The organism is Streptomyces sp. Act143, from assembly GCF_003143935.1.
In the GTDB taxonomy this organism is placed as follows: Bacteria; Actinomycetota; Actinomycetes; order Streptomycetales; family Streptomycetaceae; genus Streptomyces.
In genome coordinates this window covers 5449791-5462802 of sequence record NZ_QFRX01000001.1, presented here as the reverse complement: position 1 = coordinate 5462802, position 13012 = coordinate 5449791, and the positions used below count along the sequence as shown (strand labels likewise).

Genomic DNA, 13012 nt, shown 5'->3' with positions numbered 1-13012 from the left:
CGCTCACCGCACAGCACTGTCCGCACGACACCAGAGAGAGGTATCGAGATGCTCGACATCAAGCACAGGATCGGAGTCGTCTCCTCCCCCGACGCCGTCTACGCGGCGCTGACCACCGTCGAAGGACTCGCGAACTGGTGGACGCAGGACACGGAGGGCGACCCCCGCGTCGGGGGAGTCATACGGTTCCGTTTCGTGCCCGGCGGGTTCGCCATGAAGGTCCTGGAGGCGCAGCCCGCCGAGCGCCTGGTCTGGGAGGTCGTCGAGGGGCCCGAGGAATGGATCGGCACCCGGGTCCGCTTCGAACTGAAGCAGGAGGACGACTTCACGATCGTGCTGTTCCGGCACGAGGGCTGGAGGGAGCCGGTGGAGTTCATGTACCACTGCAGCACCAAGTGGGCGACCTACCTGATGAGCCTCAAGAAGCTGGTCGAGACCGGCAAGGGCGAGCCCTCGCCGGATGACGTCCAGATCAGCAACTGGCACTAGAGACTCCGCACTTGGCGGGGCGAGCCCGGCGGCCCCCAGACCGGCAGCCGGGCAGCCGGGCAGCCCGGCAGCCCCGTCACCGCACGACGTCGAACACGTTCTTCTGCAGGCCGTTCGCGTACGCCTCGTGCTCGACCAGCTTCAGCTGCTGCTTGTCCTTGTCCGTGGTGGAGAAGAGCCGCTTGCCGGCGCCGAGGAGCACCGGGAAGACGAGGAGGTGGTAGCGGTCGATGAGGTCGGCGTCGGCGAGGGCCTGGTTGAGGGAGGCGCTGCCGTGGACGATGATCGGGCCGCCCTCGGTCTTCTTCAGCTCGGCGACCTCGTCGAGGGAACGCAGGATCGTCGTCTCGCCCCAGTTCGAGACCAGGTCGTCCTCGGTGAGGGTCGTCGACACCACGTACTTCGGCATCACCTTGTAGTCGGCGAAGTCCTCCATGTCGGGCCACACCGGGCTGAACGCCTCGTAGCTGGTCCGCCCCATGAGCATCGCCGTCGCTTCCTGCTGCTCACGGCCCTTGATCTCGAACGCCTCGGGGAGGAACTCGATGTCCTTGAAGGTCCACCCGGCGTTCCGGTAACCGGGCTCGCCGCCCGGGGCCTCCACGACTCCGTCGAGGGAGATGAAAGCGGTGCTGATGAGAGTGCGCATGATCGGTTTCTCCGTCATCTGTCTGTCTCGTGTCCAACTGTGATCTAAGACCGCTGATCATGAAGGAACTCATCGGCTGAAGCCCACCCTATTTTTCGAACGCCTCCCCGGCCCCTATCCCGGCGTCACCAACCGCGCCTCGTACGCGAACACCGCCGCCTGCGTCCGGTCCCGCAGCCCCAGTTTCACCAGGACGCGGCTGACATGGGTCTTGATCGTCGACTCCGCCACCATGAGCCGCTCGGCGATCTCCGCGTTCGACAGGCCCTGCGCGATCAGGACCAGCACCTCCGTCTCGCGCTCGGTGAGGTCGCCGTAGGCCCCATGGGCGGAGGACATCAGGCGGGGGGCGGCGGAAAGCCTCGAGAACTCCGTGATCAGACGTCTGGTCACGGAAGGGGCCAGCAGGGCCTCCCCCGAGGCCACCACCCTGACACCGTCCGCCAGTTGGCGGGCCGAGGCGTCCTTCAGCAGGAAGCCCGAGGCGCCCGCCTTCAGCGCCTGGTAGACGTATTCGTCCAGGTCGAACGTCGTCAGCACCAGCACCTTCGCCGCGCCGTCCGCCGCCACGATCTCGCGCGTCGCCTCGATGCCGTTCAACTCCGGCATGCGGATGTCCATCAGGACCACGTCCGGGCCCAGTTCGCGGACCTTCGCCACCGCCTCACGCCCGTTGACCGCCTCACCGACGACCTCGATGTCCGGCATCGCGTTGAGAAGCACCGAGAAGCCCTCGCGCACCATCATCTGGTCGTCCGCGATCAGCACGCGGATGGTCATGCGTCACCCTCGCTCGCACTCGGCACCGGCAGGTACACCGCCACCTCGTAACCCCCCTCGTCCGTTCCGCCCGCCGTCATCTCACCGTTCAGCATCGAGACCCGCTCCCGCATCCCCGTGATGCCGTGACCGGCGCCGGGGGACGGCTTCAGCAGCGCCCCGGCGGGTGGCGGACCGTTGACTATGCGCAGGCCCAGGCCGCCGAGGACGTAACCGATCTCCACCTGGGCGGTCGCGCCCGGCGCATGGCGCAAGGTGTTGCTCAGCGCCTCCTGGACTATGCGGTACGCCGACAGCTCCACGCCCTGCGGCAGCTCGCGCACCGCACCCGTCACCGTCTTCCGCACGGTCAGGCCCGTGTCCCGGACGTTGGCCAGCAGCCCGTCGAGGTCGGCGAGCGTCGGCTGCGGAGCGTCCGGGGCCTCGTAGTCCTCGGCGCGGACCACACCCAGGACCCGGCGCAGTTCCGTGAGCGCCGCCACCGCGTTCTCGCGGATCGTGGCGAAGGCCCGCTCCAGCTCCGGCGGCGGGTTCTCCACCCGGTAGGGAGCCGCCTCCGCCTGGATGGCGACGACCGACATGTGGTGCGCGACCACGTCGTGCAGCTCCCGGGCGATCGTGGAGCGCTCCTCCAGCAGGGTGCGCTTGGAGCGTTCGTGCGCGGTGACGGTCTGCTGGGCGGTCACCTCCCGCTCCGCGGTGCGACGGATGTGCCCCACCGTGACGACGAGCAGGATCATCGCGGAGACGACCAGCATCGGTCCGGTGTTGGTGGCGTAGTGGCCCCAGCCGAAGACGGTCTCGCACAGGAAGCCGTACACCGCCGTCAGCACCCACATCCACGCCGCGGTGCGCGGCCGGGTGCGTATCGCCACGACCGTCAGGACCGTCAGATGGGAGACGAAACTGCCGGGCAGCCAGGGCCAGTTGGACCAGCTGGTGCCGAGGACGGCGACGGCCGTCGTCGAGGCCAGGGAGAGCCAGAAGGCGCCGACCGGCCTGATCAGCGTGACCAGCACCGGGGCCAGCGCGAACAGGCCGCACAGCACCGCCGCCACGGTGCCCTGGCCGCTCGCCCAGGCACTGAACATGGCCAGCACACCGGCGGTCGCCACCACCGCGTGCGGGGTCCAGGCCGCGTACTCCCTCGCCCTGCCGGACAGCCGGCGGGTGAGGGGGCCGTCCACGGCCATGCGGGGCAGCGGGCGGTAGGCGAAGGCGTCGTGGAACAGGTCCTGGCGCAGGCCCCGCAGGGCGTCCAGGGCGGCCCGGACCTCCGGGCTGCGCGGCTTGTACGCCTCGTGTCCGCCCCCGTGCGGAGGCATTGCGTGCGTCTCGGTCGTCTCGGTCACGCTGAAAACGGTAGGCGCGGCCGGGGGTGCGCGTCGTCACCAGTGAGATGGGTCCCTCCGCCTCCCCCTCAAGTACTACGGGTCCCGGCCGGGGTGATCCGCGCGTCAGTACCCCGACGGCCGCACCAGCCCCGACTCGTACGCGAACACCGCCGCCTGTGTCCGGTCCCTGAGCCCCAGCTTCACCAGAATGCGGCCCACATGCGTCTTCACCGTCTGCTCGGCCACCACCAGCCGCTGGGCGATCTCCGCGTTGGACAGGCCCTGCGCGATCAGCGCGAGCACCTCCGTCTCGCGCTCGGTCAGATCGCCGACGCGCTGCTTCAGCGGCGTCCGGGGACGCTTGTCGAGGCGGGAGAACTCGGTGATCAGCCGCCGGGTGATGCCGGGGGCGAGCAGCGCGTCACCGGCCGCCACCACCCGCACCGCCTCCGCGAGCTGGTCGGCGGAGGCGTCCTTCAGCAGGAAGCCCGAGGCGCCCGCGCGCAGCGCCTCGTACACGTACTCGTCGAGGTCGAAGGTGGTCAGCACCAGCACTCTGATCTGCGGGGTCGCCTCGGTGATCCGGCGAGTGGCCTCGATCCCGCCGAGCTCCGGCATGCGGATGTCCATCAGCACCACGTCCGGCGCGAGCTCGGCGACCTTCGCCACCGCGTCCAGCCCGTCGACCGCCTGCCCGATCACGTCGATGTCGGGCTGGGTGTTGAGCAGCACGGTGAAGCCCTGCCGGACCATCTGCTGGTCGTCGGCGATCAGTACGCGGATGGGGCTGTCGGGGCTGCTCGTCATGCGGAGTCGTCCTTGGAGGCGGGAGCGGAAGGGTCAGGGGCGGTAGGGCCGGAGGCCGGGGCGGACGAGTGATGGGCGGTGGTGCCGGAGGCCGGGGCGGAAGGGCGACGGGCGGTAGGGCCGGAGGCCGCGGAGGAAGGGGCACGGGCGGTGGCGGCGGAGGTGGGAGCGGGAGCGGGGGCGGTGGCGGAGGTGGGAGCGGGAGCGGTGGCGGAGGTGGGGGGTTCGGCCCACGGAGGTGCCGTCGGCAGGTACGCGGCCACCTCGAAGCCGCCGTCGGGCGCCGGCCCCGCGCGCAGCGTGCCGCCGAGCATCGCCGCCCGCTCCCGCATGCCGAGCAGGCCGTGCCCGGCGCCCCGGGAGAGCGGCGCCGGGCGGGTGGGCGGCGAGTTGGTGACCCGGACGTCCACCCCGTGCTTGAGGTGGACGAGCCGGACGGTGGCGGTCGCGCCGGGCGCGTGGCGCAGGACGTTGCTCAGTGCCTCCTGCACGATCCGGTACGCCGACAGCTCCAGGCCCTGCGGCAGCGGCCCCCGGGTGCCCGTCACGTCGACCTGGACGGTCAGCCCGGCCGCCCGGGTGTTCTCCACCAGCGCGTCGAGCCGGTCGAGGGTGGGCTGCGGAGTGTGCGGGGCATAACCGGCGTCGATGCCGGTGCCGGGCGCGCCGTCCGGGTCCGGGGTGTCGGGGTGCTCCGAGCGCAGCACACCCAGCACCCGGCGCAGCTCGGTCAGCGCCTCCAGCGCGTTCTCCCGGATGCCCTCCAGGTTCTCCTTGAGCTCGTCGGACGGGTTCTCGACGAGGTGCGGGGCGACCTGCGCCTGTATGGAGATCACGGACATGTGGTGGGCGACGACGTCGTGCAGCTCGCGGGCGATCCGGCTGCGTTCCTCCAGGAGCGTGCGCCGGGCCCGCTCCTCGGCGGTCAGCGACGTCTGCTCGACGAGCTGCGCGCGGGCCTCGCGGCGACCGCGCAGCGCGGCACCGAGCACCACGGCCACCGCGCAGAGGAAGAACGTGAGCACCCCGGTGCTCGTGTAGTCGGGACCGCCCCACAGTCCTTGCAGGACATAGGTGAGCAGTGCGGTCAGGGCCAGCGCCTCGGTGGGGACCCGGGCCCGCACCCGCAGGGCGAGCAGCAGCAGCACGACCACGTGCGTGATGATCCCGGTCGTGCTCCAGGGCCAGGTGAACCCCCCGGCCGGACCACCGAGCAAGCCGTGCACCAGCAGGGCCGAACAGACGGAGGCCGTCGTCGACAGCCAGAACGCCGGGATCGGCCGCCACATCCCGAGAAGCACCGCGCACCCCTGCGCCAGCGAGAGCGGAAAGGCCCACCCGAAGGCCAGCCCGGCGCTGTCCTGGAGCTGGGGCGTGCCGGCGACGGTGACACCGAACGCGATCAGGCACAGCAGGCCGTGCGGCAGCCAGCGCAGCCATATCGACGGGGGCAGCGGATCGGCGCGGGCGGTCCACAGGTCGTCGCGCAGTATCCGCAGCCAGCGCAGTACCCGCCCCGCGACCACGTGTTGGATCCCCGTTTCCGTCACGCGGCTCAGCCTAGACATGCCGCACCTCCCTCGCCGCACCCCGCTCGGACGGGCGACCGACCCGCACCACCCGGGTGCCACCGCCCCGCCGGCGCCCCTGCTCGTACCCGTGGAACGCCGTCCAGCAGACGGCGAGGACGGCGGCGAACACCGGCAGCCAGACCAGCCGGGCCGCCACCCAGCCGAGGTCGTCCGGGACGGTGTGCAGGCCCGGGAGACGACCGGCGAGGAGTCCGGTGGCGGTGGTCGCCATCAGGGCCGTCTGGTGCCACAGGAAGATCGTCATCGCGGAGAGGTTCACCAGGGCGACCGCCGCCCAGGCGAGCGGTCGGCGCATCGTCCCCCGCAGCCGGTTACGCAGCAGCAGGGCCAGGCCGCACTGGGCCAGGCCGAAGGTGACGGCGGCCAGCGTCGGCGGATTCAGGTTGGACACCGCGGCGCCGGGGACGCCGACCATCGACGTCGGATAACCCGCCCACGCGACGAGCGCCGCCGTCGCCACCGCACCGCCCGCCAGCAGAGTCCAGCCCGCCCGACGCCGCTCCAGCTCGCCGCGCGTCCAGGCCGCGCCCAGCGTGAACGGCACCAGCCAGCCCGCGGCCACGTTGACCCAGCCGAGCCAGGACGGGCCGCCGAGGCCGAAGCGGATCAGGTCGACATGGAGGACGACGGCGAGCGGCCACAGCGGGTTCAGCCGGGTCAGCAGGGGGGTCGCCACCGTCAGCACGGCGAAGACCACGAGGAACCACAGGGGCGACAGGGCCAGCTTGACCAGCGTGTGCACCGTGCCGAACTCGGCGCCCGTCAGGAGCAGTCCGGCCGCCGCCGCCGTCCACAGGGTGAGGACGGCCGCGACCGGCTTGAACAGCCGGGACAGCCGGGCGGCCAGCCACGCGCCATAGGTCGTCCCGCGGGCCCGGGCGGTGGCGAGGCTCCGGGTGGCCACATGGCCGCCGACCAGGAAGAACACGGCCAGGGTCTGGAACGCCCAGGAGATCGGGGCCAGCCAGGGCATGTGCTGCAAGGGGCTCGCGGTGTGCAGGGCGCGGCCGTCCGCCACCAGCGCGGTCACCAGCCAGTGACCGAGCACCACGCCGAGGATCGCGATGGCCCGCAGGGCGTCCACGGCCCGGTCCCGGCCGGCGGGCGTGGCGACGTCCACGCGAGCGGCGCCCTCACGTATGCCCTCCCGGGCCGAGCGAAGGGACGAGAGCGGGGCCGAGAGCGGAGTCCAGCGCGATGCCGAACGCAGAGCCGAAAGCGGGGGCGAGGGGGCAGGCCGGCGCCGGGCCGGGAGCGGGGTCCGGCACAGTGCCCGATGCGGAGCCGGAAGCGGGGGCGAGGGGGCAGGCCGGCGCCGGGCCGGGAGGGCGGTCCGGCACAGCGCCCAACGCGGAGCCGAAAGCGGGGCCGAAGGGGCAGGGCGGCGCCGGGCCGAGAGGGTGGTCCGGCGCAGCGCCGAGAGCGGAGTCCGGCGCAGGGTCGGTTCACGCACGGGTGACCTCCGAGGTCTCGCCCAGGACGATCCGGGCCAGGTTGGCCACGGAGACCGAGCCGGGGTCGTAGTAGTCGCTGTGACCGCCGTCGCCCGCCGCGAAGACGCTCGCGCCGAAGGACGGGGACATGGGATCGGTGCCGAATCCGACGGTCGTGCCGAAGAAGTCCGTTCTGATGTGCGGGACTTGCGCCACCCAGTCGTCGGTACCGCGGGCCGCCCAGACGCGGGCGCGGGTGTGCAGGGCCGCGGCGGTGTCGGCGCCGGTGCCGGGGCTGCCGAGGAGCACGAGGTCGGTCACGTCCAGGCCGGTGGCGGCGCGGGCGCAGACGACCGAGCCGTAGGAGTGGCACAGGAGAGAAACGGTGGCGTGCCGGTCGGCGATGCCGTGCAGCCGGCGTATGAACTCCCTTAGCCGCGGGGCGGCTTCGTCGGCTCTGCCGGTGGTCGTGACCGTGGCGCTGATGGTGTCCGGGGTCTTGTAGCCGAGCCAGGCGATGACAGTCGTGCCGGCGGCGGTACGGGTGTCGGCGCGGTTCAGCTCGCGTTGCAGGGCCGTCGCCTCGGTGCGGAAGCGGTCGTAGGTGTCGAGGGAGGTGTCGGAGCCGGGGATGAGGACGGCGATGTGGTCGGTGTGGGCCAAGTCGCCGAAGGCCTCTATGGCTTGGCCCTGGCCACGGCCGTCGAAGTGGAGGAGGTGGCGGGAGCGGGCGGCCATGGCCCGGTCGGCCGCGGCTCGGTGCGTGTCGCCGTGGGCGGCGGCCATCCGGGCGGCTTCGGCGGCGTTGGCTCTGTTGGCCGCGTACGCCGTGTCCAGAGTCGAGGCCGTCAGCGGGGGGAGGGCTGCCGGGGGTGGGGCCGGGATCTCGGGGCGGGCCGCGGCGGAGAGGGGGAGCACCACGGCGCCGGTGATGAGAGCGGCGAGGACGGCTCGACGCCATTTGTGGGTGCGGCGAGGTGGCGGTGCGGGCGGGGGCGTTTCGCTCGCCCGCACTCGCAGGGCGCCACTGCGCCCACCCAGACCACCCGAGCCTCCCGAACCATCCGAACCGCCCGAACCGCCCGAACCGTCCGGGCCACCCGGGCCACCCGAGCCCCCTAGACCACCCGAACCGCCAGAGCCACCCCAGCCACCCGCACCGCCCGTACCACCCGTGCGGCAAGACTCCCCGCAGCCACTCGCACCACCCGCACCCCCCGTGCGGCAAGACTCCCCGCAGCCACAGCCGCGCATGATCGCCCGCAAGTCGCGCCGGTTGCTCAAGAGCCCCATGTCCGTCCCCCTCCCGGTCCGCCCGTCCCTCGGGCTCAACTGACTGGGAAACTACGGATCGGGACGCGTCGTCCGCGTCCCGCCGGGGAGCTCACATCCGCCGTAGCTCTCAAGTACTACGGGTATGAACAGGGGCGGGTCACCAGGCCAACTGCGCGATCTCCTCCGCCACCACCGCACACGCGTCCGCCGCCGGATCGATCAGCGGGAAGTGGCCGACGTCCTCCAGCAACGTCACCCCCACCACCTCCCCCGCCTTCGCCGCCGCGTCCGCGTACGCCTCGGCCACCGCCTGCGGCACCACGTCGTCGGTCCGGCCCTGCACCAGCGTCGTCGCGATGCCCGTCGGCAGCAGCAGCGCCGGGTCGGCGTACGGCTGACGGGACGCGAAGTGTTCCTCGCCGCCGAGGAGTTGCAGCGCGGCACCCCCGCACACGTCCAGCTTCCCGGCCATCGCGAAGTCGGCGATCGGGGCGAGCGCGACCACACCCCGCAGCGGGGCGGGACGGTCGGTGCGCCACGCGGCGTCCTGCGGAAGCAAGTGCCGGGCGGCGGCCCACAGCGCCAGGTGTCCGCCGGCCGAGTGCCCGGTGATCACCGTGCGGCGCGGGTCGGCCTGCGGGAGAGCGTCCCGTACGAGTGCGGGCAGCGCGTCCATCGCCGCGGCCACGTCGTCGAACGTGTCCGGCCACCGCCCGGCGACCGGCCCGCCGGAGGCGTCCTGCCCCGGCAGCAACGCCCCCCGCCGGTACTCCACGTTGGCCACGGCGAACCCCCGCCTCGCCAGATAGTCCGCGAACGGAGTGATGTGCCGCCGGTCGTACGGCGCCCGCCACGCGCCCCCGTGCAGCACGACCACCAGCGGGGCGAGCGCCCCGGCCGGGATCTCACTCCTGGGGGTGTAGAAGTCGATCACCTGGTCGGGGTGGTCGCCGTACGCGGAGCTGACGTCGGGGTCGACGGCCGGGTGGGAGAACGCCGACTCCTCCTCGGCGGCGGCCCGGGCTGCTGCGGAGTCGTCGGGCATGCTCCAACCTCTCAGCGATGAAACGCATTTGGACGAGAATTCGACTGTTGGCGGGGACGGTATCAGGCCCGTGACGTGCGCGGACACACGGATGTCACGCTCGGTGAGGGTTAAACGGTTCTGCTGTTTCGTTACGCTGGACCGCCTGGCACGACCATCTCGCACGACCGTCCCCCGACCATCCCCTGCCGAACACCCCGACCGCCCCCGCCGGTCACCCCGACCGCCCCCCGCCGAACACCCCGACCCGCCCCCGCCGGTCACCCCGACCGCCCCCCGACTGTCCCCCACCGGACACCCCGAACGTCACCATGGAGGCCGATATGTCCGCCGAACCCGGCACCGTGCGTCCCGGAGGGCGTACCGCCCGTGTCCGCACGGCCGTGCTGCGGGCGGCCGGTGATGTCCTCGCCGAGCACGGTTTCGACCGTCTCGACCTCGCCGACGTGGCCCGCCGCGCCGACGTCGGCAAGACCACCGTGTACCGGCGCTGGGGCTCGGTCACCGGTCTGGTCGCCGACCTCCTCGCCGACATGGCCGAACAGTCCCTGCCCCGCGAGGAGACCGGCAACGTTCTCAACGACCTGAAGGCCAACGCCCGCCTCGTGCAGCGCACCCTCGCCGATCCCCGCCAGGGCGCCCTGTTCCGCGCGGTGATCGCCGCGGCCACCTGCGACGAACGCACGGCACAGGCCCTGCGGCGGTTCTACGACATCCGGGTCGCCGAATGGGCGCCCTGCGTCGAACAGAGCGTACGGCGTGGGGAGTTGCCCGTCGGCACGGACGCGAAGGAGGTCGTACGAGCCGTGTCCGCACCGCTCTACTACACGCTCCTCACCACCGGAACGCCCCCGACCCCCGCCGCGGCCGACCGCGCGGCGCGAGCCGCGCACGCCGCCGCGACGGCGGGGGTGTACAGAACGAGCTAGCCGGCGGCCAGGATCTCCCCCAACACCCTTGCCGCCCGCTCCACTTCGCTGAAGCCGACGTACAGCGGCGTGAACCCGAAGCGCAGCACGTCCGGGTGGCGGAAGTCCCCGACCACGCCCCGCTCGATCAGCCGCTTCATGACGTCCCCGGCGTCGTCGCACCGCAACGCCACCTGGCTGCCGCGCTCCGCGTGTGCCGCCGGCGTCACCGACTCCACCCGCCCCGCGGGCGCATACGCGGCCACGCACTCCAGGAAGAAGTCGGTCAGGGCGAGGGACTTGGCCCGCACCGCCTCGATCGACACTCCGTCCCAGACGTCAAGTGCCGCCTCCAGAGCCAGCATCGACAGGATGTCCGGCGTACCGACGCGCCCGCGCAGCGCGCCCGCCGCCGGTTCGTACGCGGACCTCATGCCGAAGGGCTCCGCGTGCGAGTTCCAGCCCGGCAGCGGCGAGTCGAAGCGGTCCTGGAGGTCGGAGCGCACATACAGGTACGCCGGTGCACCCGGGCCGCCGTTCAGGTACTTGTACGTACAGCCCACCGCCAGGTCGACGCCGTGCTCGTCGAGTCCGACCGGCAGCGCGCCCGCGCTGTGGCACAGGTCCCAGACCGCCACGGCGCCCGCCGCGTGCACCGCGGCCGTGAGCGACGGCAGGTCGTGCAGACGGCCCGTACGGTAGTCGACGTGGTTCAGGAGCACCGCAGCCGTGCGCTCGCTCAGCACCCCCGGCACCTCGTCCGGCGTCACCGGACGCAGCGTGCACCCGGTCATCCTCGCCGCCGACTCGGCGATGTACCCGTCGGTCGGGAAGGTGGTCGCATCGACGACGATCTCGTCCCGACCGGCAGAGGAACCGACCACAGAACCGACCACAGAACCGGCGGCAGAACCGGCAGACGAACCCGCAACCGAATCAGCAGACGAACCGCCAGAAGGCCCACCCGCCAGCCGCACCGCCCCCACAAGTGCCTTGAAGACATTGACACTTGTCGAGTCCCCGACCACGATCTGCCCGGCCGCCGCCCCCACCAGCGGAGCGATCCGGTCGCCGATCCGTTCGGGCGCCGTCCACCAGCCGCTCTCGTCCCAGGACCGGATGCGCAGCTCGCCCCACTGCCGCCGTACGACGTCAGCCACGCGTCCGGGGACGGCGGCGGGCAGCGCGCCCAGCGAGTTGCCGTCCAGGTAGACGACCTCGTCGAGGACGAACCGCCCACGCACCTCGGCCAGTTCGTCGTCGGCGTCCAACTTCTGCGCCCGCAGCGCCAGTTCAGACATGCGACCGCGCCGTCCACAACTCGGGGAACACGTTCTTCTGGGCCCGCTTCTCCAGCCAGGCCACCCCGGCGGAGCCACCCGTGCCCGCCTTGGCGCCCATCGCGCGCCGCGTGGCCACCAGGTGGTCGTTGCGCCACCGCCACACCAGCTCGGCGACGTCCGTCAACGCCTCGCCCAGCCGGGCGAGTTCAGCATTGCCGTCTCCGGAGTAGAGGTCGGTCCAGACCGCCTCCACCTCCGCCGACGGCTCGTACCGCTGCGACACGTCACGCGCCAGCACGGTGGCCGGGATCGGATGCCCGCGCCGGGCCAGCAGCCGCAGCACCTCGTCGTACAGGCTCGGCTCGTGCAGCGCCTTCTCCAGTTCGGCGTGCACCCGCGGCGCGCCGCGGTGCGGGACGAGCATGGACGCCGACTTCTCGCCGAGCAGGAACTCCATCCGCCGGTACATCGCCGACTGGAAGCCCGAACCCTCGCCCAAAGCCCCCCGGTACGAGTTGAACTGCGCCGGGGTGAGCTGGCCGAGCGGCCGCCAGGAGGCGTTCAGCGCCTCCAGTTCCCGTACGGAACGCTTCAGCGCGTCGACCGCGACGGGCACGTCGTCGGAGCGCAGCGCCCGCGCCGCGGTCTCCCACTCATGGACGATGACCGTGAACCACAGCTCCATCACCTGGGTCGTGACCAGGAAGACCATCTCTCCGGGATCGTCGGAGAGGGTGTGCTGGAGGTGGGTGAGCACGTCCGCCTTGACGTAGTCCTCGTACGGCGTCGTGCCTTCGAAGTCGAGATGCGGGGTCTCGGGCTCCGTTTTCTCGTGAGCCTCGTGGGACATCGCTGTCTCCTGTTGTGTACTCCGGGTAGCGGTCCGCCCCTGCCGTTACCGACACGGGGGCCCCGGTCCCCACCCGAATCCTCAGCCGTCACCCCCGTGGCGCGCAAGGCCCGACTGGATCACAGCCGGGCCCGCACAGTGTGTCGCGGCAGGTCAGCCCAGCGTCTGTGCCGCCGTGGGCGAGGAGTCCTTCAGGAACTGGCTGCAGCGCTCGTACTCCTCCTGCTCACCGATCGACCCGGCGGCGCGGGCGAGGGCGTGCAGGGCGCGCAGGAAGCCGCGGTTCGGCTCGTGCTCCCAGGGGACCGGGCCGTGGCCCTTCCAGCCGTTGCGGCGCAGCGAGTCCAGGCCGCGGTGGTAGCCCGTACGGGCATAGGCGTACGACTCCACGACGCTGCCCCGCTCGAACGCCTCGTCGGCCAGCTGGGCCCAGGCCAGCGAGGAGGTGGGGTACTTCGCGGCCACGTCCGCGGGGGCCGTGCCGTTCGCCAGGAGCTCGCGGGGCTCGGGGTCGTCGGGGAGGTGGGTCGGGGGCGGGCCCCCGAGGAGGTTCTCGTGAATCGACAT

Annotated in this window: 13 protein-coding genes; 2 read left to right on the top strand and 11 right to left on the bottom strand. The window is 72.2% G+C overall.

Going from position 1 to position 13012, the window contains the following annotated elements; all coding sequences use genetic code 11:
- The first annotated feature begins 48 nt into the window (after positions 1–48).
- Positions 49–489 carry an SRPBCC domain-containing protein gene (locus DI272_RS24770; RefSeq protein ID WP_109497476.1) on the top strand — a complete coding sequence of 147 codons (441 nt, stop codon included), beginning with the start codon at positions 49–51 and terminating at the stop codon, positions 487–489.
- Positions 490–565: 76 nt separating this feature from the next.
- Here the strand turns inward: DI272_RS24770 and DI272_RS24765 are convergent, their stop codons facing one another.
- From DI272_RS24765 to DI272_RS24730, 8 genes are all read right to left on the bottom strand, one after another.
- Positions 566–1138, bottom strand: coding sequence for a dihydrofolate reductase family protein (locus DI272_RS24765; protein WP_109501016.1), 573 nt, complete (start codon positions 1136–1138; stop codon positions 566–568).
- Positions 1139–1252: 114 nt separating this feature from the next.
- Positions 1253–1918, bottom strand: a complete 666-nt coding sequence (locus DI272_RS24760) for a response regulator transcription factor (RefSeq protein ID WP_109497475.1) — start codon at positions 1916–1918, stop codon at positions 1253–1255.
- The gene (locus DI272_RS24755) at positions 1915–3270 is read right to left on the bottom strand and encodes a sensor histidine kinase (RefSeq protein WP_258314660.1); all 1356 of its coding nucleotides are present in this window, start codon (positions 3268–3270) and stop codon (positions 1915–1917) included. The genes DI272_RS24760 and DI272_RS24755 overlap by 4 nt, the downstream gene beginning before the upstream one ends.
- 105 nt (positions 3271–3375) lie before the next feature.
- The gene (locus DI272_RS24750; protein ID WP_109497473.1) at positions 3376–4059 is read right to left on the bottom strand and encodes a response regulator transcription factor; all 684 of its coding nucleotides are present in this window, start codon (positions 4057–4059) and stop codon (positions 3376–3378) included.
- Positions 4056–5627, bottom strand: a complete 1572-nt coding sequence (locus DI272_RS24745) for a sensor histidine kinase (RefSeq protein WP_109497472.1) — start codon at positions 5625–5627, stop codon at positions 4056–4058. Before DI272_RS24745 ends, DI272_RS24750 begins: the two co-directional genes overlap by 4 nt.
- Positions 5620–6792: an acyltransferase gene (locus tag DI272_RS24740; protein WP_258314903.1), complete on the bottom strand. Its 1173-nt coding sequence runs from the start codon at positions 6790–6792 to the stop codon at positions 5620–5622. Before DI272_RS24740 ends, DI272_RS24745 begins: the two co-directional genes overlap by 8 nt.
- Positions 6793–7096: 304 nt before the next feature.
- Positions 7097–8005 (bottom strand): alpha/beta hydrolase, encoded by a 909-nt coding sequence (locus DI272_RS24735; protein ID WP_375138064.1) that lies wholly within the window; start codon positions 8003–8005, stop codon positions 7097–7099.
- Between the two features lie 511 nt (positions 8006–8516).
- The gene (locus DI272_RS24730) at positions 8517–9404 is read right to left on the bottom strand and encodes an alpha/beta hydrolase (RefSeq protein ID WP_109497470.1); all 888 of its coding nucleotides are present in this window, start codon (positions 9402–9404) and stop codon (positions 8517–8519) included.
- 323 nt (positions 9405–9727) lie between these two features.
- Between DI272_RS24730 and DI272_RS24725 the strand changes: the two genes are divergently transcribed.
- The gene (locus DI272_RS24725) at positions 9728–10333 is read left to right on the top strand and encodes a TetR/AcrR family transcriptional regulator (protein WP_109497469.1); all 606 of its coding nucleotides are present in this window, start codon (positions 9728–9730) and stop codon (positions 10331–10333) included.
- Here DI272_RS24725 and DI272_RS24720 read toward each other — a convergent pair.
- From DI272_RS24720 to DI272_RS24710, 3 genes are all read right to left on the bottom strand, one after another.
- Positions 10330–11613 carry a kynureninase gene (locus DI272_RS24720; protein ID WP_109497468.1) on the bottom strand — a complete coding sequence of 428 codons (1284 nt, stop codon included), beginning with the start codon at positions 11611–11613 and terminating at the stop codon, positions 10330–10332. The genes DI272_RS24725 and DI272_RS24720 overlap by 4 nt on opposite strands.
- Positions 11606–12445, bottom strand: coding sequence for a tryptophan 2,3-dioxygenase family protein (locus tag DI272_RS24715; protein WP_109497467.1), 840 nt, complete (start codon positions 12443–12445; stop codon positions 11606–11608). The genes DI272_RS24720 and DI272_RS24715 overlap by 8 nt, the downstream gene beginning before the upstream one ends.
- 153 nt (positions 12446–12598) lie before the next feature.
- Positions 12599–13012: a DUF3151 domain-containing protein gene (locus DI272_RS24710; protein WP_030319763.1), complete on the bottom strand. Its 414-nt coding sequence runs from the start codon at positions 13010–13012 to the stop codon at positions 12599–12601.

Excerpts from the sequence above, each read along its gene's own strand:
- DI272_RS24770 (WP_109497476.1), top strand. The coding sequence starts at position 49 with ATGCTCGACATCAAGCACAGGATCGGAGTCGTCTCCTCCCCCGACGCC.
- DI272_RS24765 (WP_109501016.1), bottom strand. The coding sequence starts at position 1,138 with ATGCGCACTCTCATCAGCACCGCTTTCATCTCCCTCGACGGAGTCGTG.
- DI272_RS24760 (WP_109497475.1), bottom strand. The coding sequence starts at position 1,918 with ATGACCATCCGCGTGCTGATCGCGGACGACCAGATGATGGTGCGCGAG.
- DI272_RS24750 (WP_109497473.1), bottom strand. The coding sequence starts at position 4,059 with ATGACGAGCAGCCCCGACAGCCCCATCCGCGTACTGATCGCCGACGAC.
- DI272_RS24745 (WP_109497472.1), bottom strand. The coding sequence starts at position 5,627 with ATGTCTAGGCTGAGCCGCGTGACGGAAACGGGGATCCAACACGTGGTC.
- DI272_RS24730 (WP_109497470.1), bottom strand. The coding sequence starts at position 9,404 with ATGCCCGACGACTCCGCAGCAGCCCGGGCCGCCGCCGAGGAGGAGTCG.
- DI272_RS24725 (WP_109497469.1), top strand. The coding sequence starts at position 9,728 with ATGTCCGCCGAACCCGGCACCGTGCGTCCCGGAGGGCGTACCGCCCGT.
- DI272_RS24720 (WP_109497468.1), bottom strand. The coding sequence starts at position 11,613 with ATGTCTGAACTGGCGCTGCGGGCGCAGAAGTTGGACGCCGACGACGAA.
- DI272_RS24715 (WP_109497467.1), bottom strand. The coding sequence starts at position 12,445 with ATGTCCCACGAGGCTCACGAGAAAACGGAGCCCGAGACCCCGCATCTC.
- DI272_RS24710 (WP_030319763.1), bottom strand. The coding sequence starts at position 13,012 with ATGTCGATTCACGAGAACCTCCTCGGGGGCCCGCCCCCGACCCACCTC.